The organism is Pseudomonas sp. WSY_20, from assembly GCF_043104335.1.
In the GTDB taxonomy this organism is placed as follows: Bacteria; Pseudomonadota; Gammaproteobacteria; order Pseudomonadales; family Pseudomonadaceae; genus Aquipseudomonas; species Aquipseudomonas parafulva_B.
Genome location: NZ_JBICKP010000057.1, coordinates 1 through 23,909, shown reverse-complemented (window position 1 = coordinate 23,909; position 23,909 = coordinate 1). Strand labels below are relative to the sequence as shown.

The following is a 23,909-nucleotide window of genomic DNA, read 5'->3' as shown; positions in this document are numbered from 1 at the left end:
CCGCAGGCGTGTCACTTGAACCCTTCGATGATGTACTGCGCCATGCAGTCGGTGATGGGGGAGGGTGACTGACCGCCACGTACCAGCATGACGTTGGCCAGCGGCAATTCAGGCAAGCCTTCGGCTTCGCCGAGTACCCGCAGATTGCCGCCGATCAGGCTCTGCAGCTGGGCGGTCACCGCAAGCCCTGCGGTGACCACGGCAAAAATCGCTGAGAGGCTGGGGCTTGTGTAGGCCACTCGGTAGTCGATGCCCTGGGTTTCCAGTGCGTTACAGGTCCAGGCGCGGCAGAAGCATTCGGTGTTGAACAATGCCAGTGGCATGGGGCGCTGCTCGTGCGGGCAGAAGCCCTCGGCCGCGGCCCATACCAGACGCTCCTGGCGTAGCAATTGGCCGATCTCGTTGCCGGGCTCGCGGGTGACGATGGTCAGGTCCAGGTCCTTGCGCAGCATCAGTTGGCGTGAGGTATCGCAGTGCACCTCCACCTGAACCAAGGGGTAGGCTTTGGCGAAGCTGGACAAGATGCTCGGCAGAAAACGCATGGCGTAGTCGTCCGGCGTACCGATACGCACCAGGCCCACCATGTGCGGCATGCGCAGCGTGTTGAAGACTTCGCCGTGCAGCTTGAGGATGCGCCGGGCATACCCCAGCAACACCTGACCTTCGGCGGTCAGGCGCACCTGCCGCCCCTCGCGCTCGAACAAGGGCCGCTGAAGGATATCTTCTTCCAGGCGCTTCATCTGCATGCTGACGGCCGATTGGGTGCGGTTGACCACTTCACCAGCTCGGGTGAAGCCACCTTGCTCGGCAATGGCAACGAAGGTGCGTAACACATCGGCGTCAAGGCTCTGGTACTGGGACATTGCATCAATCTCCGAGATGCATGGCATCAGAAACATTCGTTGGATTGATCTTAATCGGCGCGTGAGACTGAAGCCATCGATAACGGAGAGCTTCACGATGAAAGGTACGATCAGCAACGCAGAGGCTTCGGTCATTTCGTTCAGGCCGCTGTGGCGGGCGACGTGGGGGCGAGTGACTCGGTGGTTGGAGCTGCACCGCCAGCGTCAGCAGCTTGCCAGCCTGAGCGATGCCATGCTTCACGACCTGGGTTTGAGCAGGGCCGATACTCATCAGGAAAGCGAGCGGCACTTCTGGGACGACCCGCTGTGCAAGTGAGCCCAGCGGTGTCCTTGCCTGGCGTTTCGGGGCTGTCGTTTAGCGCCGCACCTGTTTCAATGTTTCAGCGATCAGGAACGCCAATTCCAGCGACTGGTCGGCGTTCATTCGCGGGTCGCAGTGGGTATGGTAGCGATCCGACAGGGCATCCTCGGTGATCGGGCGAGCCCCACCGATGCATTCGGTGACGTTCTGCCCGGTCATCTCGATATGAATACCGCCCGCATGGCTGCCTTCGGCCTGGTGCACCTGGAAGAACTGCTTCACCTCGTCCAGGATCTGGGCGAAGTCGCGGGTCTTGTAGCCGCTGCTGGCCTTGATGGTATTGCCGTGCATCGGGTCCGAACTCCATAGCACCTTGCGACCCTCGCGCTCGACCGTGCGGATCAGCCCCGGCAAATGGTCCCCGACCTTGCCCGCGCCCATGCGCACGATCAGGTTCAGGCGCCCTGGGTCGTTGCCGGGGTTGAGGATGTCGATCAGGCGGATGAGCGCCTCTGGGTCCATGCTCGGGCCCACCTTGACCCCTATCGGGTTGTGCACCCCACGCAAGAACTCCACGTGTGCGCCATCGAGCTGGCGGGTGCGATCGCCGATCCAGAGCATGTGCGCGGAGCAGTCGTAGTAGTCGCCGGTCAGGCTGTCCTGGCGCACGAAGGCCTGTTCGTAGTTCAGCAGCAGGGCTTCGTGGGCCGTGAAGAAGCTGGTCTCACGCAGCTGGGGGGCGCTGTCCAGGCCACAGGCGCGCATGAACGCCAGGGTTTCGTCGATGCGGTTGGCCAACTGGTGGTATTTGTCGGCCAGCGCCGAATTGGCGATGAAGTCCAGGTTCCACTTGTGCACCTGGTGCAGGTCGGCAAAGCCGCCTTGGGCAAAGGCGCGCAACAGGTTCAGGCTGGCCGTGGACTGGTGGTAGGCCTGCAGCAAGCGCTCTGGGTCGGGGATGCGGCTCTTGGCATCGAAGCCGATACCATTGACGATGTCGCCGCGGTAGGCGGGCAGGGTAACGCCCCCCAGGGTCTCATCACCGGCCGAGCGAGGCTTGGCGAATTGCCCGGCCATGCGCCCTACCTTGACCACGGGGCAACCGGCGGCAAAGGTCATGACGATGGCCATTTGCAGCAGCACCTTGAAGGTGTCGCGAATCTTGGCCGCGGAAAATTCCGCGAAGCTCTCGGCACAGTCGCCACCTTGCAGGAGAAACGCCCGGCCTTCGGTCACCTCGGCGAACTGGCGTCGCAACTCGCGGGCTTCGCCAGCGAACACCAACGGCGGGTAACTGGCCAGGGTTTGCTCGACCTTGTGCAGGTGCGCAGCGTCAGGGTAGACGGGTTGTTGCTGGATCGGCAGGGCACGCCAGCTGTCAGGGCTCCACGTTTGGGTCATTTCAGGCTCGGTCATGTAGGTTGCAGGCTGGCAGCCATGGTAACAGCTGGCACCGTGCTTGTTGCTAGCACCGGTGTTGACGGACAATGCAGCTTTTGCGGGGTGATTGGCACATGGTGGCGCAACGGCAGGAACGGTTGCTGGCACGCGTGGAGGATGCCTTTGGCGTCATCAGCGTGTACGAGGTGGATGATTACCGTTTCCTCGAATTCGGCGACGCCATCGAGCAGAGCTGCGTGTTCACGGCGGACCCCAGCTGGCTGGAGTACGACTATACCCGCGCCATGCTGGTAGGGGCGCTCTGCCATGGGCAGCCGGAAAGTGCGCTGTTCCTGGGGCTGGGCGCCGGAACCCTGACCCAGGCGTGCATGAAGTTTCTGCCCCTCGAAGACATCGAGGCCATCGAGCTGCGCCCGGATGTGCCACGTCTGGCCATGGAGCACCTTGGCCTGGACGATGACCCACGGCTGTACGTGCGCATTGGCGATGCTGTCGAACTGCTGCCAACCACGGAAAAGACCGACTTGCTGTTCGTCGACCTTTATACCGACCATGGCCCTGGCGTGGGGCATCTGGCTTGGAAGTTTCTGGAGGGCTGCCAGCAACGCCTCAATCCCGGCGGCTGGCTGGTGATCAATCAGTGGGCCACCGACGAGGGCAAGCCGCTTGGGGCGGCATTGCTGCGCGGGTTGTACCACCGCCATTACTGGGAGTTGCCGGTCAAGGAGGGCAACGTGATCGTGCTGGTGCCAGCCGATCTGGAGCAGACCCTGGACATGGCGGGGCTGCGGGCACGGGCCGAGGCGCTGGCACCACGCCTGGGGTATAGCCTTGAAGGGTTGATCAAGGAAATTCGCCCGGCCAGTTGAGCCGGGCGTGTGGGATGAGCTTGCAGGGGCCGCTGCGCAGTCATGCAGAGGCTCCGAGAAGCAAACCCGTAGCATTTCAGTAGCTTGGCGACAATCCAAACAACGCCCATTGAGGTGCAAAAGATGTATCGTTTCAGCCACCCCTAGCCGACATCCCTCCCACACCCCGCGGTCTGAAAAAATTCCTCCCGTCCCGTTCGATTTCAGGTATAGTACGCGCCGGTCTTTTAGCGGGCCTCAAAAATCAGGCGGTGCAAATCCTCCGAGTCCAGCTTCGGCTGCACGTCCGCTAGGCGGACCTTCCCAAGTATCTTTTTCAATCGTTTTCGCAAATCCCCGCCGCCAAAGCTGCCTGGGTGACCTGTCGGTCTTTCATGGCTTGTGCAGCTTTGGAGCATGGGTCTTTGCGGATGCACTCTAGAGGCAGACCCATGACCCAGGAAATCGCCGGCTTCGCCGCTCTCGATCTCAATCCGAACATTGTTGCCGCTGTCGTGGCCACCGGCTATGAAGAGCCGTCGGCCATTCAGCAGCAATCGATCCCGATCATCCTCGCCGGTCACGACATGATCGGCCAGGCGCAGACAGGCACCGGCAAGACCGCTGCCTTCGCTCTGCCGATCCTCAACAAGATCGATGTGAGCAAGCGCGAGCCGCAAGCCCTGATCCTGGCACCAACCCGTGAGTTGGCGCTGCAAGTTGCAACCGCTTTCGAAACCTACGCCAAGCAGATGCCGGGCGTGAACGTCGTGGCCGTCTACGGTGGTGCCCCGATGGGCCCACAGCTGCGCGCCATCCGCAACGGCGCGCAAATCGTCGTCGCCACCCCAGGCCGTCTGTGCGACCACTTGCGTCGTGACGAGAAGGTCCTGTCGACCGTGCAGTACCTGGTACTGGACGAAGCCGACGAGATGCTCAAGCTGGGCTTCATGGACGACCTCGAAGTGATCTTCGATGCCATCCCGGCTACGCGTCAGACCGTACTGTTCTCCGCGACCCTGCCGTCGTCGATCCGCTCGATCGCCGAACGTCACCTGCGTGAGCCCAAGCACGTCAAGATCCAGAGCAAGACCCAGACCGTCACCGCGATCGATCAGGCTCACCTGATGGTACATGCCGACCAGAAGATCCCGGCCGTGCTGCGTCTGCTGGAAGTCGAAGAGTTCGACGCGCTGATCGCCTTCGTGCGCACCAAGCAGGCCACCCTGGACCTGGCTGCCGCATTGGAAGCCAAGGGTTACAAGGCTGCTGCGCTGAACGGCGACATCGCCCAGAACCAGCGTGAGCGTGTGATCGACTCGCTCAAGGATGGCCGCCTGGACATCGTCGTCGCTACCGACGTCGCTGCCCGTGGCCTGGACGTGCCGCGCATCACCCACGTGTTCAACGTCGACATGCCGTACGATCCAGAGTCCTACGTTCACCGTATTGGCCGTACCGGCCGTGCGGGTCGCGAAGGTCGCGCACTGCTGCTGGTGACGCCCCGTGAGCGCCGCATGCTGCAGGTGATCGAGCGCGTGACTGGTCAGAAAGTTGCCGAAGCGCGCCTGCCCAACGGCCAGGCGGTGCTCGATGCCCGTATCAAGAAGCTGACCAACAGCCTGGCGCCGCTGGTTGCCGAAGCCGAAGCCACCCACGGTGAGCTGTTCGACCGCCTGACCGCCGACCTGGGCTGCAGCGCTCGCGCGCTGGCTTCTGCCCTGCTGCGCAAGGCCACCAATGGCCAAGCCCTGGACCTGGCAGCGGTAGAACGCGAACAGCCGCTGGTGCCAAGCTTCGCACCGCGTGGCGAGCGCACCGAACGTGGCGAGCGCCCGGACCGTGGCGAGCGCGAGCGTCGTGCGCCACTGCCGCTGGCAGAAGGCCGCGTACGCTGCCGTACCGCCCTGGGCGCACGTGACGGTATCGCCGCCAAGAACCTGCTGGGCGCCATCCTCAACGAAGGTGGCCTGGCGCGTGATGCCATTGGTCGCATCCAGGTGCGTGATAGCTTCAGCCTGGTCGAGCTGCCGGAGGATGGCCTCGAGAAGCTGCTGACCAAGCTCAAGGACACTCGCGTCGCTGGCAAGCAGCTCAAGCTGCGTCGCTACCGCGAAGATTGATCCCCAAGCAGTGAAAAATCCCCGGCCTAGGTCGGGGATTTTTTTTGCAAGCAATCAGACGCTGCCTAATCGAATCGGTAGATATCCATCCCCAGCGCACCCAAGGCAAAGCCTTGGTGCACCACACCAAAAGCCCCGCCCGCGCCTAGGGCGAAGAACAGCGGCAGCAGATGCTCATCGCTTGGATGGTTGTGCACTGCAAACGGCGCCTGCGCCCTGTAGTCGAGCAGGGCCTGGGAGTCGTCGATCTGCAACTTCTCTACCATCCAGTTCCTGAAGGCCAGCGCCCACGGTGCCATCTTGTCTGGTCCAGCCTGCCAGTCCAGTTCTCCAAGATTATGCGTGATGCTGCCAGAGCCAATCAGCAGGACACCCTCTTCGCGCAGCCCGGCCAGGGCCTGGCCAATGCGTACCTGCACCGTGGGGCCCAAATGGCTGGGCAAGGACACCTGCACCAGCGGGATCTGTGCCTGCGGATACATCAGCGATAACGGTACCCAGGCGCCATGATCGAATGGCCGCTCGGCGTCTGGGTGAGCGGGTAGCCCGGCCGCCTGCAAACGCTCACAGATACGTCGCGCCAGGTCCGGATCGCCCGGTGCTGGGTACTGCACGGCGTACAGCGCTGCAGGAAAGCCAGCAAAGTCATGCCAGGTGTCCGGCCTTGCGCCGCTCGTTACCGCCAGATCGCGGCTTTCCCAGTGGGCCGATACCACGACAATCGCACGTGGCGTAGGCAGCTGTTGGGCCAAGCGCGCCAGTGCAGGCCCGCTAGCGCCGGGTTGCAATGCCAACATGGGTGAGCCGTGGGAGATGAACAAGCTGGGCAGCATGGCAGGGTCCTGAGGGTTAAGATGCACGCATCTTCGGCCAAGCCTTGATCGAATCCAAATCAAGTTATGGCTATGAACCATCGAATAATCGGGAGCAAACATGGAACCGGCATTCTGGCAGCAGCGGTGGGCCGACAATCAGATTGGCTTTCATCAAGCCCAGGTTAACCCCTACCTGCAGGCCTATTGGCCTGGCTTGCATCTGGCAGCCAACAGCAAGGTCCTAGTGCCCTTGTGTGGCAAGAGTTTGGACGTACGGTGGCTGGCCGGGCAGGGGCACCGCGTGATGGGGGTCGAGTTGTCTCGTCGGGCAGTGGAAGATTTCTTCCGTGAACAGGGGCTTGAGGCACAGGTTTCACACACAGGTGCATTCGAAGTCTGGCGCCATGGGCCGATAGAGCTGTGGTGCGGCGACTTTTTTGCGTTGTCGCGCAGCGACGTGGGTGACTGTACTGCGCTCTACGACCGAGCGGCCTTGATCGCCTTGCCCTCGGCAATGCGGGAGCAGTATGTCCGAGCGCTAGCGGTTCTGTTGCCTGCCGGCAGCCAGGGGTTGGTGGTGACCTTGGACTATGACCAGGCGCTGGTGGCCGGGCCGCCGTTTTCGGTGAGCGACGACGCGTTGCGGCAAGGGTTCGCCGGCTGGCAAGTGGATGAGCTCGAGGCGGTGCAGGTGATCGAGCAGAGCCCGAAGTTCGTGCAGGCGGGAGCCTCGAGCTTGTGGGAGAGGGTCTATCGGGTCAGCCGTTGAAACCGTCACCCAGCCTTGCCGCGTTATCGAGCACTCACAAAAAAGGCGACCGAGGTCGCCTTTTGCAGGGTGGGGTGGATCAACCGCGGCGGCGCAGGGCGTCGATGCGGTCTTCCAGCGGCGGGTGGCTCATCAGCAGGCCGGCCAGGCCCTGCTTGAGGCCGCCATTGATGCCAAAGGCCTTGAGCGTATCGGGCATGTGGACCGGCAGGCCCTGCTCCACACGCAGGCGCTGCAGGGCGCCGATCATGGCCGATGTGCCAGCCAGGCGAGCGCCGGCTTCGTCTGCGCGATACTCGCGGCGGCGCGAGAACCACATGACGATGATGCTGGCCAGAATGCCCAGAATCAGTTCGGCCACGATGGTCGCGACGTAGTAGGCGATACCCTGGCCTTCCTCGTTCTTGAAGATGACCTTGTCGACAAAGTTGCCGATGATCCGGGCGAAGAACATCACGAAGGTGTTCACCACCCCCTGGACCAGCGCCAGGGTGACCATGTCGCCGTTGGCAACGTGGCCGATCTCGTGCGCCAGCACCGCGCGCACTTCATCGGGCGAGAAACGCTCCAGCAGGCCCTGAGAGACCGCTACCAGCGCATCGTTACGGTTCCAGCCGGTGGCGAAGGCGTTGGCTTCATAGGCCGGGAAAATACCCACTTCCGGCATCTTGATGCCAGCCTCGCGGGACAACTCCTCGACCGTTTGCAGCAGCCACTGCTCATGACGGGTACGCGGCTGGCTGATGATCTGGGTGCCGGTGCTCATCTTCGCCATCCACTTGGAGATGAACAGCGAAACCAGCGAGCCGGCGAAACCGAACACCGCACAGAACACGAGCAGGCTGCCAAGGTCGAGGTCGACCCCGTTGGCCGCCATGAACCCGTTGAAACCGAACAGGCTCAGGGTAATGCTTGCAACCAGCACCACCGCAAGGTTGGTGGCCACAAACAACAGAATGCGCATCATGGTTGTTACGTTCTCCTGACGGATGAATTGTCGCTTACTGCGGGGTATATAAGGGGCCTGCCGCCGGGATTCAATCGACGGACTATTTCAAACTGTGTAAGCCGCAGTATGGCAGAGGAGGGGAAGCCGGCTGTGGGATAGAGCATTGCAGGATGTAAGAAACATGCTACGGCGCGCGCAAGGCTGTTCTTTTTCCTATGGCGGGCTCGCCAGCGCTCACAGCTTCAACCACGATTTCAGCCAACTGTGAGCGCCCGCGACGCGTGTGCTTACTGCGAATAGGTCCTGAGGAAATTGCCGATTCGTCCGATGGCTGCTTCCAGGTCATCTACGCGGGGCAGTGTCACCACACGGAAATGGTCCGGCCAAGGCCAATTGAACGCAGTGCCCTGGACGATGAGCAGCTTCTCGGACAGCAGCAGGTCCAAGGCAAATTTCTCGTCGTTGAGGATCGGGCAGACCTTCGGGTCGATCTTCGGGAACGCATACAGCGCGCCCATGGGCTTGACGCAGCTCACGCCAGGGATGTCGTTTAGCAGCTCGTAAGTGCGGTTGCGCTGCTCCAGCAAGCGCCCTGGCGGCAGCACCAGGTCGTTGATGCTCTGGTAGCCACCCAGTGCTGTCTGAATGGCGTGCTGGGCCGGTACGTTGGCGCACAAGCGCATGTTGGCCAGCATGTCGATGCCTTCGATGTAGCTCAGGGCATGGTGCTTGGGCCCGGAAATGATCAGCCAGCCGGAGCGAAAGCCTGCCACGCGGTAGGACTTGGACAGGCCGTTGAAGGTCAGGCACAGCAAGTCCGGTGCCAGGGAGGCCGTGCTGATGTGCACCGCTTCGTCATAAAGAATCTTGTCGTAGATTTCGTCTGAGAACACCACCAGGTTGTGCTGGCGAGCCAGTTCCAGCATGCCCCGCAACAGCTCCTTGGAGTAGACCGCGCCCGTTGGGTTGTTGGGGTTGATGATGACCAGTGCCTTGGTGTTGGGGGTGATCTTGGCCTTGATGTCCTCCAGGTCCGGGAACCAGTCGGCTTGCTCGTCGCACAGGTAGTGCACCGGTTTACCACCGGCCAGGCTTACGGCTGCCGTCCACAGGGGGTAGTCGGGGGCGGGGATGAGCACCTCGTCACCGTTGTTCAGCAGGGCCTGCATCGACATGACGATCAACTCGGACACGCCGTTGCCCAGGTAGATGTCTTCGATGCCGACGCCTTCGATGCCCTTTTGCTGGCAGTACTGCATCACCGCCTTGCGTGCGCTGAACAGGCCTTTGGAATCGCTGTAGCCCTGCGCGGTAGGCAGGTTGCGGATCACGTCCTGCAGAATTTCATCGGGCGCCTCGAAACCGAACGGCGCCGGGTTGCCGATGTTCAGCTTGAGGATGCGGTGGCCTTCCTCTTCCAGGCGCTTGGCGTGCTTGAGCACAGGGCCGCGAATGTCGTAGCACACATTGGCGAGCTTGTTCGATTTGCTGAACTGCATGATGGAATCCCGATTGAGAAAACGCGCTATGCCCGGCCGAAAGGTTTGTAAGGGCACAAAGCGGGTGCGAGACTGAACGCCTTGCACACGAAGCCAACTAATATACGTGCCACCCGCGCCCCGGAAAAGACGGCGCAGGGTGAAATTGAGCCTGCCGAGGTAGCCCCATGCAAAAGATCGAGAAAACCCTGGAACAGTGGCGGTCGATGCTCGACCCCGAGCAGTACCAGGTGTGCCGTCTCAAAGGCACTGAACGCCCGTTCAGCGGCAAGTACAACAGCGAGCGCCGCGACGGTATCTATCACTGCATCTGCTGCGGGCTGGCGCTGTTCGATGCCCAGACCAAGTTCGATTCGGGCTGTGGTTGGCCAAGCTTCTACGCCCCCATCGAGGACAGCGCGATGATCGAGATCCGCGACACGTCCCACGGCATGATCCGCACCGAGGTGACCTGTGCCCGCTGCGATGCTCACCTGGGCCACGTGTTTCCCGACGGGCCGCCACCGACCGGGCTGCGCTACTGCATCAACTCGGTGTGCATCGACTTGCGCCCCCGTGACTGACCGGAGCTCGAACATGGCCGCATCGCTGCTGGATATTCCCTGTGTCACCATTACAGGCGAGCACAAGAAGCTGGGCGACTTCCCAGGCAAGGCCGTGCTGGTGGTCAACACCGCCAGCCAGTGCGGTTTCACGCCGCAATACGCCGGGTTGGAACAGCTGTGGCAGAGGTACCGTGATCGGGGGCTGATGGTGCTGGGCTTTCCCTGCAACCAGTTCGGCAAGCAGGAGCCGGGTGAGGCGCGTGATATCGCGCAGTTCTGCCAGCGCAATTTCGGCGTGAGCTTTGCGCTGTTTCGCAAGGTGGAGGTCAACGGCCCAGGTACCCATCCCTTGTTCGCCGAGCTCAAACAGCGGGCGCCCGGCATTCTGGGTAGCCAGAAGATCAAGTGGAATTTCACCAAGTTCCTGCTCGACCCAGTCAGCGGCCAGGTGGTGCGTTATGCGCCGACCACCAAGCCGCAGGCATTGGAGGCGGACATCGAGCGCCTGCTCAGCCGCTGACCGGCACCCAGCGATCGACCACGGCCAGCAGATCCTCGCGCCGGAACGGCTTGGCCAGGTAATCGTCCATGCCGGCCGCCCGGCATCGCTCGCGCTCCTCGGGCATTGCATTGGCGGTGAGTGCGACAACCGGCAGCCCTGGCCAACGGCCGCGCTCACGGATTCGACGGGTGGCCTCGTAGCCATCCATCACCGGCATGTTGCAGTCCATCAGCACCAGGTCGAAGGCCTGCTCCTCGAGCCGCGCCAGGGCTTCGACACCTTGCGTGGCCAATTCGACCTGACACCCCAGCTTTGCCAGCATGCCCTTGGCCACCAGTTGATTGACGGGGTTGTCCTCCACCAGAAGGATGCGTGCCCGGCCTTTGGCTGTAGCGGTGGGCGGGGTTGCCAATGGATGCTCGGCATCGTGTCCTTGCAATACCCGATGCAGCGTCTGGTACAGCGCCCCCCGGGTCAGCGGGCGTGCGAGCTGATGCAGAGGAGCCATGGCCAACGCCTGCTCGCTGGGCAGGAAATTGCCGTAGGCAGTGACGAGCAGAATGGGTATTTGCGAAACCCTGCGCACTTCGGCCAGCGCTTGCACATCGTCAAGGATCAGCAGGTCGGTTGTGCCAGCCACGGTCTCAATGCCGTCGTGACGTGCATACGCCAGGCCCAAGGCCGGTAGCAGGCCAAGCATCAGCTCATGCAGGCCACTGCCCGCTGCGGTCAGTGCAGCCACGCTGGCGTGCAAAGGCTCGGGCGCATCAGCCTTGGCGTAGGCGTTGAGGGGCAGCTCTGCGGTGAAGCGGCTGCCAAAACCGGGCTGGGACCGGATATGCAGATGCCCGTGCATGGCCTTGCACAGGTTACGGGTCAGGGCCAGGCCCAGGCCGGTACCGCCGTACTGACGCGTGATGCCTGCGCCGGCTTGGGTGAAGGGCTGGAAGATACGCGCTTGCGCATCTTCAGGGATGCCGATGCCGGTATCCCGGACTTCCAGGCGCACGCCGCCGATCATTGGCTCAAGCCTTACGTCCACCCGCCCGAAGCGCGTGAATTTCAAGGCATTGGACAACAGGTTGCCGACGATCTGGCGCACCCGCGTGGGGTCGCCCAACACGCTTGCCGGGAAGTCATGGGCAATCAGGCAGGTCAGTTCGACCCCTTGGGCCACGTTCTGCGACAGCAGGCTGGCAGTGTCCTCGACCAAGGTCGCCATGTCGAAGGGGATGTGTTCGAGCTCAAGCTGGCCTGCATCGAATTTCGACAGATCGAGGATATCGTTGAGCAATTCGACCAGGACTTTGCCGGAATCATGGGCAATGGCCAGCTGCTGGCGCTGCTCGCCCGGCAGTGGGTTGTCCAGCGCCAGGGCGATCATGCCGAGCATCCCGTTCAGAGGCGTGCGAATTTCGTGGCTCATGTTGGCCAGGAACGCCGCCCGTGCATGGGCCATGTCCAGCGCCCGCCGCCGGGCCTGTTCAAGCTCCTGGTTGGTCAGGCTGAGGTTGTCGTTGCTTGCCTTGAGTTCGTCGGTGCGGGCCGCAACGATATTCTCCAGCTCGTTGAGGTACTGGGTGAGCCGATTCTCGGCCGTACGGCGTTGCTCGATCTCGGTGGACATGCTGACGAACTGCTGGTTGGCCACCTTCACCAGCACCCCGATTTCATCGTGCTCATGACCGGACGGGCATTGCAGTCGTCCCTGCATGGGCTTGCGCGCATCACCGCCGCTCAGCGCACCGATCACCGTGACCAACGGCTTGGTCAGCATCATGTAGAACAGTGCCAGCAACAGGCCTGTCAGCACCAGGCTGCGGGCAAAGCCGTTGAGCAGGGTGAGGCCGGCGCGGTCGAGAAAACGCCGGCCGAAGGGGTAGGTGTCCACGTCCAGGTACAGCGTGCCCAGGTACTCGTCGGGCATGTGGGTGAGAAACAGGGGGTCGCGCAGTTGGCGATGATCGCCGAAGAGAAAGTCGCTGATCGGCCTGTAGCGGTCCTCGAGTCGCGGTCGCTCCACGTCGGCCAGCACCGTCTCGTTGTTGTCGATCAAGCGTGCACGCACGATGGCAGGCGACTCCAGAAGCCCCCGGGTCAACTCCAGTGCCAGTTCCGAGTCGATGTTGTAGGCAATGCGCGAGGCCGGGTTATGGCTGATTTGCAGCAGCGCACGCACTTCACGGTTGATCGAGGCGTCTTCGCTGGCATAATCGATGCCGATCTGGACAAGACTGAGCAATGTTCCCAGGATGAAGCCAACCAGGACTGTCAACCGGGCTTGCTTGTATGACAGGCGATTGGTGAACTTGATATCCATGAGTCCCGAGCCGGTTCCACATTCCTTGCGCTGCGCAAGCATAGCCGATCGATCGCGGCTGCTGGCGGGTCTGTCACATATTCAGCCCTGATCAGGCTGACCAGCCTGGGCTGGCCGTTTCATTGTTCAATAGCTTTGTACGTCATGGCACGGTGCTACGTGCCGTTGCGACTGGATGTGACGGTGCAAGGATAACGGGCCACCCGCCAACCCGAATTCGAATGTGTAGGAGTCTTGATGGACGCCCGCTTGATTGCTTTTCTGGACCGCGCCGAAACGGTGCTGGCCCGTCTCGAACCGCTGCTGCCGGCACCGCGTCCAGAGATCGACTGGTCCGCGACCCTGGCTGCCCGTTGGCAGCGCGACGGCCGCAATGGCTACCTGATGCCGCTGGAGGTCAGCCTGGATATCCGCCTGAGCGACCTGATCGGGGTCGACCAGCAGCGTGACCAGCTTGGCCGCAATACCCATCAGTTCATCAATGGCCTGCCGGCCAATCACGCGTTGCTGTGGGGCTCGCGCGGCACGGGCAAGTCTTCGCTGGTGCGCGCGTTGCTGGCCGAGCACGCCAAGGCGGGGCTGCGCTTGATCGAAATCGAGCGCGACCATTTGGCCGACCTGCCGCGGGTGGTCGAGCAACTGCAGAAATTGCCGCAGCGGTTCATCCTGTTCTGCGACGACCTGTCGTTCGAGGCAGGCGAGGGCGACTACCGAGTGCTCAAGAGCGTACTCGATGGCTCGCTGGAGCAGGCCCCGGACAACGTCCTGTTGTACGCCACGTCCAACCGCCGCCACCTGGTGCCGGAAAAACAGAGCGACAACGAAAACTGGCAGATGGTCGATGGCGAGTTGCATCCCAACGAAGCCGTGGAAGACAAGATCGCCTTGTCCGACCGCTTCGGGTTGTGGCTGTCTTTCTATCCCTTCAGCCAGGAGCACTTCCTCGATGTGGTCGAGCACTGGATCGGCCAGCTCGCGCGCCCGGCCGGGCTGCGCTGGCACCGTGACGAAGCCCTGGACATACTCGCCGTGCGCTGGGCTACTGGCCGCGGTAATCGTAATGGCCGATGTGCCTATCAGTTCGCCCGCTATTGGGTCGGGCTGCAATTGCTGGAGCAAACCCGATGATCGATCTTAATGCCAGTGGTGCTGGCCTGGACGGCTACGCCCTGCTGGCGGCGCAAGTGCAAGCGCTGTTCGCCGACGAACGTGACTTCACCGCCAACGCCGCGCAGTTCTCGGCCTTCGTCTATCACCAGATCGAGGACCTGAACTGGGCGGGGTTCTACATCAATCGCGATGAACAGCTGGTGCTCGGCCCGTTCCAGGGCCAGGTGGCTTGCGTGCGCATTCCTTTCGGCAAAGGCGTGTGTGGCACGGCGGCAGCCACTCGACAAACCCAGCGGGTAGAGGACGTGCATGCCTTTGCCGGGCACATAGCCTGCGACAGCGCGTCCAACAGCGAGTTGGTGATTCCACTGGTCAAGGAGGGCAGGCTGGTAGGCGTGCTAGATCTGGACAGCCCTACGGTTGGGCGTTTCAGTGAAGCCGATCAGGCGGGGCTTGAGCAGCTGGCGGCGATTTTCCTGCAACTGACTGACTGCTGATCGCCGCTGAGCCTGTACCGGCGGCATGCCTGAGCCGCCGGTACGGGCAAGATGTTCAGTCGTACATCGCCTTCTTCTTCCAGGTTTCCTCGTCGTCGGTCTTCAAGCCTTCGGTCAGCTCGTTTTCTTCGTCTTCGGTCGGCGCCAGCTGATCCAGCACTTGGGCGTTCACCCGCGCCAGCAGTTTTTCAAGGTACGTCAGCTGCTCTTCATAGACCTTCGGTTCGGGCTGCTTGCGCAGGTATTGCACGCCCCGTTCGAAGGCCAGGCGAGCCTGGCCGGGCTGTTCGTTCTGCAAGGCCTGCTGGCCGAGGTTGTTGAAGAACTCGATATGCAGTAATACCAGGATGTGGCGAATTTCCTTGAGCCAGTGCTTGGCTTCCAGAGCAGGTAAAAAGCCTTCCTGCGCGGCGCGGGTGATCTGGTTGTGCAAGGCTTCGAGCAGAAACCGCACGTCCTTGGCCTTGGCTTCGGTCAGAATCGGGTTGGGTGGGTTGTTGACCGGTATCTGCTCGCCCTTGGCGATCAGCGCTTCTACTTCAGCGATGCGCGCCTTGATGTCGGCATTGTGCTTGTCCAGGGCAAGCTGGCGCTGGTTCACATTGAGTTCCAGCCGGGTCAGCAGCAATTTCAGCCCAGGCGTCATGTACTGGCCGGGGAAGGTTTCACTGATTTCGCCACAGCGACGCAGGCGATCGGCCAGTTCGATCTTCAATCGAGCGCGCTCGAGCTTGCCGTTCTCGACCACGTTATTGAGATAGCCAATCAGAATCAGCAGTGCGATACCCGCCACGACGAGCAGGGTGATCAGAAGTGGTGTCACCGTGAATGCCTCATGAAATGGATTGCATCATTGAGTGTAGGGCGAGGTTGCATAATCCCTGACAGCCTGTGTTTATTATCGGCCGTTTGCCCAGTGGCTGAATGCTGGCACATTTATGCGGCGCTGACGTCAGAAATTCAGCTCGGGCTTCGTACAACGCAGGGGCGAGTGGGGACGGCAGGGCGGGAAGTCATTGATTTAAATAAATTTCTACAAAAGGGTTGACGGCTTATCCATCCCTCCATAGAATGCGCGCCACTTGCAGCGTAAAGCACACAGCAGAACGCAGCAGGAAGTGAAAGCAGGCAGTAATGCCAGCAGCGTGTCCCCTTCGTCTAGTGGCCTAGGACACCGCCCTTTCACGGCGGTAACAGGGGTTCGAGTCCCCTAGGGGACGCCATATTGCGGGAATAGCTCAGTTGGTAGAGCACGACCTTGCCAAGGTCGGGGTCGCGAGTTCGAGTCTCGTTTCCCGCTCCAAATTCTCCGGCAACGCTTAACGGCGGGGCGGGAAATAAAAATCCAGTCTGAATCGTGAGGTTCAGGTGCTGGTGCACTGAAAAGTGTTGTGTGTCCCCTTCGTCTAGTGGCCTAGGACACCGCCCTTTCACGGCGGTAACAGGGGTTCGAGTCCCCTAGGGGACGCCATTGCGGGAATAGCTCAGTTGGTAGAGCACGACCTTGCCAAGGTCGGGGTCGCGAGTTCGAGTCTCGTTTCCCGCTCCAGTTTGAATACTGTGGCGTTCGCACGGTGCAGTGGTGGTGAAGGCTGTAAAGGCGCTTCACGCCGATTAGCGGTAAAGCTTCAAATTGCGGGAATAGCTCAGTTGGTAGAGCACGACCTTGCCAAGGTCGGGGTCGCGAGTTCGAGTCTCGTTTCCCGCTCCAAATTATGATCTACAGACGTCCACTGAAGTCTGTAAGTCTTTGAATAAAGGGGCTTTGGCCCCTTTTTTCATTCCAGCGAAGGCTACCGAAATCCACCAACGGCCAGCCTTTTTGAGGCCAAAATTAAGGCCATACAATACGGTGCATAACCGTTCCGTATTGTTGCTGGAATAGAGCCGGTGCGGTGGCGAGCATAGAGCCTAAGTTTCAACTTAGGAGCTATGTGATGGCACTTTCTGACCTAATTATCCGGCAGGCTAAAGCCACCGGAAAAACCTATACTCTCCCTGATACCGATGGCCTTGGGCTAGTCGTTTCTCCTGTCGGTGGTAAAAGCTGGCATCTCCGTTATTACTGGCTGGGCAAGCAGAAACGTATCTCTCTCGGTGGCTATCCCGAAGTTAGTTTGCGTGAAGCGCGGGCGCTGCGTGATGAAGCTCGCGCTTTGTTGGCCAAAGGTATTAATCCCCATACTGATCGTAAACAAAAACGCCGTGCTGCGCGCCTCGCGTCTGAGAATACCTTTGGCGCGGTCTTTCTGCTGTGGTATGAACACCGCAAACAGGAACTTGGCGAAATTGGGGAAGACCGTGGCAAGCGCAAGCCGCTTTCGGCTGATCTGCCGCGTATCGAAGTCATCCATGAGTTGCCCGAGCACGAACTGACCTGCGCCTGCCGCAAGCATGTCATCGGCGAGGAAACCAGCGAGCAGCTCGATATCGTGCCGATGCAAATCCGTGTGCTCAAGCACGTGCGCAAGGTCTATGGCTGCCGTGGTTGCGAGACCGCTCCAGTCACTGCTGACAAGCCCGCCCAGTTGATCGAAAAAAGCATGGCCAGCCCCAGCGTGCTGGCCATGCTGCTGACGACTAAGTACGTCGATGGCTTGCCGCTGCACAGGTTTGAACGTGTGCTGTCGCGCCACGGCATCCAGATTCCACGGCAAACGCTGGCGCGTTGGGTGATCCAGTGCAGCGAGCACTTCCAGCCGTTGTTGAACCTGATGCGTGACCGGCTGCTGGAAAGTCCGGTGATTCACTGCGACGAAACACGCGTACAGGTCTTGAAAGAGCCAGACCGCGACCCGACCAGCCAATCCTGGATGTGGGTGCAGGCCAGTGGCCCGCCTGATCGACAAGTTGTGCTGTTCGACTACACCACCAGCCGTGCGCAGGAAGTACCACTGCGCCTGCTGCAAGGGTATCGCGGCTATGTGATGACCGACGATTACGCCGGTTATAACGCACTGGCGTTGCAACCTGGCGTCGAGCGGCTGGCGTGCATGGTTCACGCGCGCCGCAAGTTCGTCGAGGCGCAGAAAGTGCAGCCCAAGGGTAAGACGGGCCGCGCCGATGTGGCACTGGCGATGATCAACAAGCTGTACGGCATCGAGCGCGACCTCAAGGAGGTCAGCGACGAACAGCGGTTCCTCGGTCGCCAGGAAAGAAGCCTGCCGATCCTCGGCCAGTTGAAAAGCTGGCTGGACAAGACGTACTCCCAGGTTACACCGCAAAGTGTCCTGGGCAAGGCCGTGCATTACCTGGCGAACAACTGGAGCCGGTTGGAGCGCTATGTCGAGGCTGGGCATTTGCCGATCGACAACAACCTGGCAGAGCGTGCGATCAAGCCATTTGTCATCGGGCGTAAGGCCTGGTTATTCAGTGACACACCCAAGGGCGCCACGGCCAGTGCGCAGATCTACAGCTTGGTCGAGACCGCCAAGGTCAACGGCCAGGAGCCCTATACGTGGCTGCGCCACGTACTTGAGCGCCTGCCGTATGCATCGTCGGTGGCCGACTACGAAGCCCTACTGCCGTGGAACTGCTCGCCAGAGATGCCACGGTAACCTGTTGCCCCACCATGTGATAGGTGGGCTTCATGGATCGCACTCATCGAGTGGGCAATGCCCTGCTGTGCTGCCTGCAGATACCAAGCGGCGGCCTGGCTGGCGTCGCGCTCGACACCGTTGCCGCGTCGGTACAAGTAGGCAAGATTATGCAGGCCGCTGGCGTTGCCCTGTTCTGCGGCAGCCAAGTACCAGCGCTGGGCCTCAACGAGGTTCTGCGGCGTTCCCACGCCGATCTGGTGCATCAGGCCGAGGTCGACCTGGGCCGGTGCATGACCTTGCTCGGCGGCCTGCTTCCACCAATGAACGGCTTTTTCATATTGCTGCAGGTCGGAGTAGGCCAGGGCCAATTCATATTGAGCGGCCGGGTCGCCAGATTTCGCTTGTTGTGACAGCGCCTTATCCGGCGACGGCTCACAGGCTGTAAGTACCGGGAACAACACCGCCAAGGCAAGGATAGGAAAGGCCTTGTGGGCAAGGGAGAAGAATCGCTGGATCATGCTGATACCTCATGGCCTTGCAACGCTTCGAGTGTGTGAAAGTAGCGTGCCTTATGGAAGGCTATGGCGGCGGTTCCGAGGCTGATGATCGGTAGAAGAGATACGGCGGCAAGTTCGGGAGCGTCGATCAGGGCCACCAATCCGAACAGGAACAGCAAGGCCACAAGTACCGTTCCTGCCCAGAACAGCTTGTTCTTCCTGATACCGAAGGCTTGCCCGGACGTATCCTGCCGGGATTTGGTACGGGCGATGAGATAGGCCAGCACGAACAAGGCAGTGGAGAGCAAGTTCATGCCGAGAAGCACTGCCGCTTCGATAAATGAAGCATCCTCCACAAGGTAGGGTGAGCGGAGCAGTGTCCAGACGCCACAGGCACAAAGTGCATAGAACCAGACGTCCTTGTGCTTGGCGGGGCGTAGTCGGCAATGTTCGTTCAGCCAGTCGAAAGCCTGTTTTTCAGGCTTGCCAAGTGCCCTGTCGACGAGAAGAAAAATATCGGACTCGCGCTGGTCTATCAGCCTATTGCCGTCCGATTCGATCACATTGAAGTTGTGATCCATCCTGATTTTATCAACTTGATGCCCTTCGTCCTGCAGCAACTTGAAGATCGTGTCATGTGCATTTTCGTCTGCCTGCTCGAACCGTATTTCCATTAGAGTCATTTCCTTTTTGATAGTGACTGAGCCGGCTGCGGTAACGGGTGCCCGTGGCGATTCACCAGGCGGTAGCCGAAGCTGACGGGATGGTCGTAGGCCGGGCGGTAGTAGATATCGGTGCGGGATTTGACCGGCCGGGTATCCAACCCGCGCAGATCGGGAGCTGGGCCGCAAAGATTCTGCACTTCGTCGCTCCATTCAGCGTTTTCAGCGCCATGGCGCATGTACCTATCGAGTAACGGGATAAAGCAAAGCCAGTGCCATACGCGAAGCAGTGGAGACAGCCTGTGCCTGGAATAAGTGGCCTTCTGCTGCGGCGTGATCGTTCCCGGCTGCGGCTGAACCGCCTTAATGCCATGCTCCATATAGCGGCGCAGGACCTCAAGCCGCTGCAGGTCATATAACCCCTCAATTCCGCTACCGCAGGTGTAGGGCTCCATCAAGTAAGAGGGGTGAGGGTTTCCCGATGTGCGCAGCTTATTGCTCTCTATTGCTGCATGTGGATGGGGGGCGTAGAGCTGTAGGGCACCCATTGGGCCGTAGCGGTTGTCCACTGCCGGCCTGATATGCCGCCAGGGGATATGTGCAATACGGCCTTGACCATTATCAATATGGATCAGTTGGGCCTGACGGTTATAGCGGATTCTACCTGCGGATAGTTTGTTGGATTTTATGGAGTAGTACGTAAGTGGTGCCAGAATTAATAGGGCAAACAAATATAGAGGAGCAAATTCAACAGGCGATGCACCAGTGATTACTGCCAATGCCAGAATAAACATCAGGACGACATGATGAATGCTGATTAATAAGAGGACTGCAGAGCTGCTGCACTTGGCCGGTATCTCGATAAAGCGATCATTGAATTTGCCTGGATCACTGGTATCAATATTGAAATTTAAGTCTTTTGGCCACATGGCAATATCAAGCGCAGGAAGCTCATGTATTTCAGTCCGGCTTAATTCCTTTTCAAACTCCGCATCAAACATGGACAGATCAGGATTAGGGTGCTGGCGCACCCATTCCAGTTCGCCACGCCATAATGCGGCTACTCTAGTTTCCAACTCGTCTGTACTTAGCGGCGCCTCTTGTGGTTGTTGGCTCACGTCTTCTCCATTTCAAGCACCTGGTTGGGTTCTGCAAAGGCATTAGGCCAGTATTTAACTTCAATGTTGCCGCCCAATGTGTCCGTAGGGTGGCTAATATAACCGACACCATCGCGAACTTTAACAAGATCCGGGTCATCTAGCGTTTTTTGTATGCCGGTAAACTTGAATTCATTATGCTGGGTGATGGTGTAGGCGCTAACTTGCGGCTGCCAGCCGGGAAATGCCACGGTGACAGTACGGGCATCTGCTGGCAACTGGCTGCCATGATTTGCCCGATTGACCGCACCCCATACCGGAATAGTCAGCGAACCTATCGTGCGCAGTACCGCCGTATCCGTTTCGATATGAGGTTTCATAAAGAAGTAATAAAACCCAATGATTTCTTCTTCGGATGTAAAGGGAGAGAGAACTTCGTTACTGAATATCCCATTCTGGTGTATCCCTGTTCCCCAGATACTTCGGGCTATCCAATCCGTTACTTTGCGTTCTTCGGTGTTTTTCTCATTCCATGTCCGAATGACCTGATACGAGAGTTCCAGTGCGATTAGAGTCCAGCCTATCGGGCCTGACCCCAGCCTGGCGACTCCGAGGGCCAAACGAGCTGTACTGGCAGCAACCCCCGTACCGGCGGCGCGCGTTCCCATACTGGTCATGGCTTTTCTTGATAGTTGCGACAAGGCCCCGGCATGTTGTTGCGTACTTAGCTGCCCCATCAGGTGCAAGCCCCCAGTAGTTGCGGCGGCAGCCTGAAGTACGCTACCTGCAGCATGGGCGGTGGCCTGGCCGACGGAGTTTGCATTGGCGGCAAGCAACAATTCCTTGAAACTGGGGCGCTTGTTGGGGGCGGCATCGAATACCTTGAGCAGCTTGCGGTAGGGCAAATGGCGGGTGGCGGTATCCGGCGGCGTACCACGACCGGCAACAAAGGGCGCGACCAGGCGTTCAAGCAGGCCATCACGCACGCCCATATCCTCATTGCCATAGTCAAGGAGCCGCATCACCCGCGGCATTTGCGCAGCATGGCCACTAAGCAGCCCAAAGCAGGTCAGCGCGCAGAGCGACTATCCAGTAACTTTCTGTACGCAATGCCACATGTGGCGTCATGTGGTTTCCGGAGACTGGAGAGTTGTGATAACTCTCATGAAATGTCGCATACTCTTCGGCCCAAGCCATGATGTGAGGCCAAATATTAGAGAAGAGCTCTGCTTGAGCGCCTGCGGAATATTGGAGGCTAAGCCAGTCTAAGGCATCCCACAAACGTTGTTGTGCAGATGTTGATAGCCCTATCAAAGTTGCTTTGTCAGAAGGGGATGACAAACCGTTGCTTACTTTTACGATGCTGCTTAGCGTTTCGTTGAAAAACGATAGATAAGGCGTGTGGTGTAAATGTGGCTCGCGCCGTTGTTCAAATTGATCAGCCGGTATTTTTGAGGCAGCCCACTGCTGCCAGCTCGGCAGAGCAGACGTATTCAGGGCAGTTGTTGGCAGCGGGCTGGCTGTGGTCATTTGCCGGATGTTCCCTGGTCGCCCTGGTCATCGGCCCATTGCCAGAGGGTCAGGCCCTTACTGGTTTCGCTGGGGATTTCAGGGAACAGGTCGTCCTGGGCGAACTGGCGGCGCGAGCCGTGCTGGGCCAGGGTGAACCAGTAACCGGCGCGCGGGCAGGACTGGCCGGCGTAGGTGGGCGGCGGCGCGGATGGCGTAGCGGGTGTGGCCGACAGGTTGCGGGCAAAGTCCGCCAGGTCGCGGGGGTAGAACGGCATGTCGCGGTAGCTGCTGTCGTCGATCTGCAACAACCAGGTAACGGCGGCAGCTTCCCAGGCCCAATAGCCATAGAAGGAAATATCTGCCTCACCATGCTGGTCGATATAGGGTTCGCGGCGGCTGGCGTGATACCACTCGTCCAGGTACTTGGCCATCAGCGCCGGGCGCTTGTCGGGGGCGGCATCGAATACCTTGAACAGCTTGCGGTAGGGAAGATGGCGAGTGGCGGTATCTGGGGGCGTACCGCGCCCAGGAACGAAAGGGGCGACTAGGCGTTCGAGTAGGCCGTCTTGTATGCCTAGTTCTGTATTTGCATAATCGATAATTGCCATGATTTTGGGCATGTGCTCAGCATTTCCCGTCAGCAAGCCAAAGCAGATTAATCTCAAGGCCACAATCCAATATTCATCATCATTTATTGAGATATGTGGAGTAATTATGTCCGCATTGTTAGATAGGTGATGAGCCTCATGGGTCTCGGCGTATTGCTCTGTCCAACTTAAAACGTGGGGCCATGACTCTCTAAATAGGCTAACTGAGCATCCCGATGAGTATTGCAGGCTTAGCCAGTTCAATGTGTCCCACAAGCGTTGACTTGCTGATTGGTCTATTCGCTTGATTTTTGCGTTTTTGTCGATGAGCTCGCACACAAATTTTATGCCATCAATAAGTTCGTCGAAACGTTCAGTGTATGAGACATACCGCAAATGCGGCTCACGGCGCTTATTGAAATTTTTTGCTAAAATCTTGGTTGTCATCCAGTGTTGTAGGGGTAAATTTGATTCTTTCATAAAGTTTAGTCATCCAAGAAATCTAACGGCAATTCAAATTCAGTGGCGATCTGATGTTTTACCGTTTTTACGCTGCATAGGCCAGCTGCAAGTGGCTTGCTATTCGCCGATTTTTTGCGTGCATTAGGATCATGGAGTATAAAGTTTGGTCCTACAACTGTAATTATACTTCGCTCGTATGGGCAAGGCATTAATGAAGGGTCAAATCCACTGCGACGCCATCTTTCTACTTGATTGAGTAAGGATCTGTGTGGTGGAATAATCTTCGCCCTGTTGATATTCATTGATATCCACGTATGGCTCATCTGTCTTATGCCGCTAACTAATTTTCCTACAGAGTTTCGCACCTTGGGCTTGTCACTTGGCTCCGCAAGTTTTTCTAGGCCGTATTCCAAGGCTTGCCACACTTGCGTGGCACTTTCCAGTTTCTTGTGGAATGGCTCGTTGGTGCCTTTGGTGTCGCTGATCCGGTAGCGCTGCGACAGTTTATCGATGATCCAAACATGATCAATGCCCTGATGGCCTGGTTGGCGACCTTCATAGAGAATGCCTCCATTATTGATCTTTTCCCGCGACTTTCGTTTGACAAAGTCATAGTCGGCAATGTGCTCTCCTTGAACCCCGGATCTATGTCTGCTATAGCGCGAGCGCTGGCTTTGCCGCAGTTGCGGGCTAACCTGGCCCTGGGCCGGGGTGGTGTTGCCTTTGGGCTCGATGGCGACATCGCGTTTGGCCGAGGCTGGCTGTTTGTCGGTGGTGGTCTGGCTGCTGCGCCCGCTGCTGGCAGAGGACGATGTGGCGGGCTGTTGCTGCGGCTTGCTGGCCGGGGCCGATGCGGCGGTCTGGTTGCCGGTGGTTGTATCGCGCCGGGCCGCGGGTGTGGACGATGCGGCCGGGGTCTGGCTAGCGGTGTTAGTGCTTTGCTGGGCCGGCTTGCCTGCGTTGCCGCCACTGGATGCCGGAGCCGATGAGCCGGGCGGCGACTGGCGCGGC

At 59.6% G+C, this 23,909-nt stretch carries 20 protein-coding genes, 5 tRNA genes and 4 pseudogenes; 15 read left to right on the top strand and 14 right to left on the bottom strand.

Annotation, left to right across the window (positions count from 1 at the left end; all coding sequences use genetic code 11):
• Positions 1-11: 11 nt before the first annotated feature.
• Positions 12-863: a LysR substrate-binding domain-containing protein gene (locus tag ACF8E5_RS14165; protein ID WP_023535366.1), complete on the bottom strand. Its 852-nt coding sequence runs from the start codon at positions 861-863 to the stop codon at positions 12-14.
• 97 nt (positions 864-960) lie between these two features.
• Here ACF8E5_RS14165 and ACF8E5_RS14160 point away from each other — a divergent pair, with 97 nt between their 5' ends.
• The gene (locus tag ACF8E5_RS14160) at positions 961-1,179 is read left to right on the top strand and encodes a DUF1127 domain-containing protein (RefSeq protein ID WP_196137080.1); all 219 of its coding nucleotides are present in this window, start codon (positions 961-963) and stop codon (positions 1,177-1,179) included.
• A 39-nt stretch (positions 1,180-1,218) separates the two neighbouring features.
• On the opposite strand, the gene ACF8E5_RS14155 is transcribed toward ACF8E5_RS14160, so the two are convergent.
• Positions 1,219-2,565 (bottom strand): class II 3-deoxy-7-phosphoheptulonate synthase, encoded by a 1,347-nt coding sequence (locus ACF8E5_RS14155; protein ID WP_283841014.1) that lies wholly within the window; start codon positions 2,563-2,565, stop codon positions 1,219-1,221.
• Positions 2,566-2,678: 113 nt separating this feature from the next.
• Between ACF8E5_RS14155 and ACF8E5_RS14150 the strand changes: the two genes are divergently transcribed.
• Entirely contained in the window at positions 2,679-3,434 is a 756-nt protein-coding gene (locus tag ACF8E5_RS14150) for a spermidine synthase (protein WP_058639831.1), read from the top strand.
• A 396-nt stretch (positions 3,435-3,830) separates the two neighbouring features.
• A pseudogene (locus ACF8E5_RS14145) lies at positions 3,831-5,536 on the top strand (DEAD/DEAH box helicase).
• A gap of 65 nt (positions 5,537-5,601) precedes the next feature.
• On the opposite strand, the gene ACF8E5_RS14140 reads toward ACF8E5_RS14145, so the two are convergent.
• The gene (locus ACF8E5_RS14140; protein WP_392475413.1) at positions 5,602-6,369 is read right to left on the bottom strand and encodes a DODA-type extradiol aromatic ring-opening family dioxygenase; all 768 of its coding nucleotides are present in this window, start codon (positions 6,367-6,369) and stop codon (positions 5,602-5,604) included.
• Between the two features lie 100 nt (positions 6,370-6,469).
• On the opposite strand from ACF8E5_RS14140, the gene ACF8E5_RS14135 reads away from it, so the two are divergent.
• The gene (locus ACF8E5_RS14135; protein ID WP_078478194.1) at positions 6,470-7,120 is read left to right on the top strand and encodes a thiopurine S-methyltransferase; all 651 of its coding nucleotides are present in this window, start codon (positions 6,470-6,472) and stop codon (positions 7,118-7,120) included.
• A gap of 79 nt (positions 7,121-7,199) precedes the next feature.
• On the opposite strand, the gene htpX is transcribed toward ACF8E5_RS14135, so the two are convergent.
• Positions 7,200-8,087: a protease HtpX gene (htpX, locus tag ACF8E5_RS14130; protein ID WP_023535364.1), complete on the bottom strand. Its 888-nt coding sequence runs from the start codon at positions 8,085-8,087 to the stop codon at positions 7,200-7,202.
• A gap of 269 nt (positions 8,088-8,356) precedes the next feature.
• Entirely contained in the window at positions 8,357-9,568 is a 1,212-nt protein-coding gene (locus tag ACF8E5_RS14125) for a pyridoxal phosphate-dependent aminotransferase (protein ID WP_058639821.1), read from the bottom strand.
• A 167-nt stretch (positions 9,569-9,735) separates the two neighbouring features.
• Here ACF8E5_RS14125 and msrB point away from each other — a divergent pair, with 167 nt between their 5' ends.
• Positions 9,736-10,131: a peptide-methionine (R)-S-oxide reductase MsrB gene (msrB, locus tag ACF8E5_RS14120; protein ID WP_025338187.1), complete on the top strand. Its 396-nt coding sequence runs from the start codon at positions 9,736-9,738 to the stop codon at positions 10,129-10,131.
• Between the two features lie 13 nt (positions 10,132-10,144).
• Positions 10,145-10,633: a glutathione peroxidase gene (locus ACF8E5_RS14115; RefSeq protein WP_058605777.1), complete on the top strand. Its 489-nt coding sequence runs from the start codon at positions 10,145-10,147 to the stop codon at positions 10,631-10,633.
• On the opposite strand, the gene ACF8E5_RS14110 is transcribed toward ACF8E5_RS14115, so the two are convergent.
• Positions 10,623-12,977 carry a response regulator gene (locus tag ACF8E5_RS14110; protein WP_196186730.1) on the bottom strand — a complete coding sequence of 785 codons (2,355 nt, stop codon included), beginning with the start codon at positions 12,975-12,977 and terminating at the stop codon, positions 10,623-10,625. The genes ACF8E5_RS14115 and ACF8E5_RS14110 overlap by 11 nt on opposite strands.
• 195 nt (positions 12,978-13,172) lie before the next feature.
• Here ACF8E5_RS14110 and ACF8E5_RS14105 point away from each other — a divergent pair, with 195 nt between their 5' ends.
• Positions 13,173-14,063 carry an ATP-binding protein gene (locus ACF8E5_RS14105; RefSeq protein WP_196186729.1) on the top strand — a complete coding sequence of 297 codons (891 nt, stop codon included), beginning with the start codon at positions 13,173-13,175 and terminating at the stop codon, positions 14,061-14,063.
• Positions 14,060-14,542 (top strand): GAF domain-containing protein, encoded by a 483-nt coding sequence (locus tag ACF8E5_RS14100; protein ID WP_058639818.1) that lies wholly within the window; start codon positions 14,060-14,062, stop codon positions 14,540-14,542. The genes ACF8E5_RS14105 and ACF8E5_RS14100 overlap by 4 nt, the downstream gene beginning before the upstream one ends.
• 55 nt (positions 14,543-14,597) lie before the next feature.
• Here ACF8E5_RS14100 and ACF8E5_RS14095 read toward each other — a convergent pair whose 3' ends face one another.
• The gene (locus tag ACF8E5_RS14095) at positions 14,598-15,365 is read right to left on the bottom strand and encodes a hypothetical protein (RefSeq protein WP_023535381.1); all 768 of its coding nucleotides are present in this window, start codon (positions 15,363-15,365) and stop codon (positions 14,598-14,600) included.
• Positions 15,366-15,689: 324 nt separating this feature from the next.
• Between ACF8E5_RS14095 and ACF8E5_RS14090 the strand changes: the two genes are divergently transcribed.
• The 7 genes and pseudogenes from ACF8E5_RS14090 to tnpC form a co-directional block, all read left to right on the top strand.
• Positions 15,690-15,765 (top strand) — tRNA-Glu (locus tag ACF8E5_RS14090).
• Between the two features lie 4 nt (positions 15,766-15,769).
• Positions 15,770-15,845, top strand: a tRNA-Gly gene (locus tag ACF8E5_RS14085).
• 92 nt (positions 15,846-15,937) lie between these two features.
• Positions 15,938-16,013 (top strand) — tRNA-Glu (locus tag ACF8E5_RS14080).
• A 2-nt stretch (positions 16,014-16,015) separates the two neighbouring features.
• Positions 16,016-16,091, top strand: a tRNA-Gly gene (locus ACF8E5_RS14075).
• 86 nt (positions 16,092-16,177) lie between these two features.
• Positions 16,178-16,253 (top strand) — tRNA-Gly (locus ACF8E5_RS14070).
• A 226-nt stretch (positions 16,254-16,479) separates the two neighbouring features.
• Positions 16,480-16,683: pseudogene (locus ACF8E5_RS14065) on the top strand (Arm DNA-binding domain-containing protein); the annotation flags it as partial.
• 159 nt (positions 16,684-16,842) lie between these two features.
• Positions 16,843-18,099: pseudogene (gene tnpC / locus ACF8E5_RS14060) on the top strand (IS66 family transposase); the annotation flags it as partial.
• On the opposite strand, the gene ACF8E5_RS14055 reads toward tnpC, so the two are convergent.
• From ACF8E5_RS14055 to ACF8E5_RS14025, 7 genes and pseudogenes are all read right to left on the bottom strand, one after another.
• Positions 18,051-18,599, bottom strand: coding sequence for a tetratricopeptide repeat protein (locus tag ACF8E5_RS14055; protein ID WP_196186727.1), 549 nt, complete (start codon positions 18,597-18,599; stop codon positions 18,051-18,053). The pseudogene tnpC and the gene ACF8E5_RS14055 overlap by 49 nt on opposite strands.
• A complete protein-coding gene (locus tag ACF8E5_RS14050; protein ID WP_196186726.1) occupies positions 18,596-19,252 on the bottom strand; it encodes a hypothetical protein in 657 nt (218 codons plus the stop codon). Before ACF8E5_RS14050 ends, ACF8E5_RS14055 begins: the two co-directional genes overlap by 4 nt.
• Positions 19,253-19,257: 5 nt before the next feature.
• Positions 19,258-20,358 carry a hypothetical protein gene (locus tag ACF8E5_RS14045; protein ID WP_392475412.1) on the bottom strand — a complete coding sequence of 367 codons (1,101 nt, stop codon included), beginning with the start codon at positions 20,356-20,358 and terminating at the stop codon, positions 19,258-19,260.
• A complete protein-coding gene (locus ACF8E5_RS14040; RefSeq protein WP_196186724.1) occupies positions 20,355-21,323 on the bottom strand; it encodes a hypothetical protein in 969 nt (322 codons plus the stop codon). Before ACF8E5_RS14040 ends, ACF8E5_RS14045 begins: the two co-directional genes overlap by 4 nt.
• 64 nt (positions 21,324-21,387) lie before the next feature.
• Entirely contained in the window at positions 21,388-21,867 is a 480-nt protein-coding gene (locus ACF8E5_RS14035; protein WP_196186723.1) for a hypothetical protein, read from the bottom strand.
• Complete coding sequence (locus ACF8E5_RS14030) at positions 21,864-22,457, bottom strand: PoNe immunity protein domain-containing protein (RefSeq protein WP_230384515.1); 594 nt, start codon at positions 22,455-22,457, stop codon at positions 21,864-21,866. The genes ACF8E5_RS14035 and ACF8E5_RS14030 overlap by 4 nt, the downstream gene beginning before the upstream one ends.
• 464 nt (positions 22,458-22,921) lie before the next feature.
• Positions 22,922-23,909, bottom strand: a pseudogene (locus tag ACF8E5_RS14025) (hypothetical protein); the annotation flags it as partial.

What these genes read in the sequence shown, in the direction of transcription:
- ACF8E5_RS14165 (WP_023535366.1), bottom strand. Translation starts at nt 863, where the DNA reads ATGTCCCAGTACCAGAGCCTTGACGCCGATGTGTTACGCACCTTCGTT.
- ACF8E5_RS14160 (WP_196137080.1), top strand. Translation starts at nt 961, where the DNA reads ATGAAAGGTACGATCAGCAACGCAGAGGCTTCGGTCATTTCGTTCAGG.
- ACF8E5_RS14155 (WP_283841014.1), bottom strand. Translation starts at nt 2,565, where the DNA reads ATGACCCAAACGTGGAGCCCTGACAGCTGGCGTGCCCTGCCGATCCAG.
- ACF8E5_RS14150 (WP_058639831.1), top strand. Translation starts at nt 2,679, where the DNA reads ATGGTGGCGCAACGGCAGGAACGGTTGCTGGCACGCGTGGAGGATGCC.
- ACF8E5_RS14140 (WP_392475413.1), bottom strand. Translation starts at nt 6,369, where the DNA reads ATGCTGCCCAGCTTGTTCATCTCCCACGGCTCACCCATGTTGGCATTG.
- ACF8E5_RS14135 (WP_078478194.1), top strand. Translation starts at nt 6,470, where the DNA reads ATGGAACCGGCATTCTGGCAGCAGCGGTGGGCCGACAATCAGATTGGC.
- htpX (WP_023535364.1), bottom strand. Translation starts at nt 8,087, where the DNA reads ATGATGCGCATTCTGTTGTTTGTGGCCACCAACCTTGCGGTGGTGCTG.
- ACF8E5_RS14125 (WP_058639821.1), bottom strand. Translation starts at nt 9,568, where the DNA reads ATGCAGTTCAGCAAATCGAACAAGCTCGCCAATGTGTGCTACGACATT.
- msrB (WP_025338187.1), top strand. Translation starts at nt 9,736, where the DNA reads ATGCAAAAGATCGAGAAAACCCTGGAACAGTGGCGGTCGATGCTCGAC.
- ACF8E5_RS14115 (WP_058605777.1), top strand. Translation starts at nt 10,145, where the DNA reads ATGGCCGCATCGCTGCTGGATATTCCCTGTGTCACCATTACAGGCGAG.
- ACF8E5_RS14110 (WP_196186730.1), bottom strand. Translation starts at nt 12,977, where the DNA reads ATGCTTGCGCAGCGCAAGGAATGTGGAACCGGCTCGGGACTCATGGAT.
- ACF8E5_RS14105 (WP_196186729.1), top strand. Translation starts at nt 13,173, where the DNA reads ATGGACGCCCGCTTGATTGCTTTTCTGGACCGCGCCGAAACGGTGCTG.
- ACF8E5_RS14100 (WP_058639818.1), top strand. Translation starts at nt 14,060, where the DNA reads ATGATCGATCTTAATGCCAGTGGTGCTGGCCTGGACGGCTACGCCCTG.
- ACF8E5_RS14055 (WP_196186727.1), bottom strand. Translation starts at nt 18,599, where the DNA reads ATGATCCAGCGATTCTTCTCCCTTGCCCACAAGGCCTTTCCTATCCTT.
- ACF8E5_RS14050 (WP_196186726.1), bottom strand. Translation starts at nt 19,252, where the DNA reads ATGGAAATACGGTTCGAGCAGGCAGACGAAAATGCACATGACACGATC.
- ACF8E5_RS14035 (WP_196186723.1), bottom strand. Translation starts at nt 21,867, where the DNA reads ATGACCACAGCCAGCCCGCTGCCAACAACTGCCCTGAATACGTCTGCT.
- ACF8E5_RS14030 (WP_230384515.1), bottom strand. Translation starts at nt 22,457, where the DNA reads ATGGCAATTATCGATTATGCAAATACAGAACTAGGCATACAAGACGGC.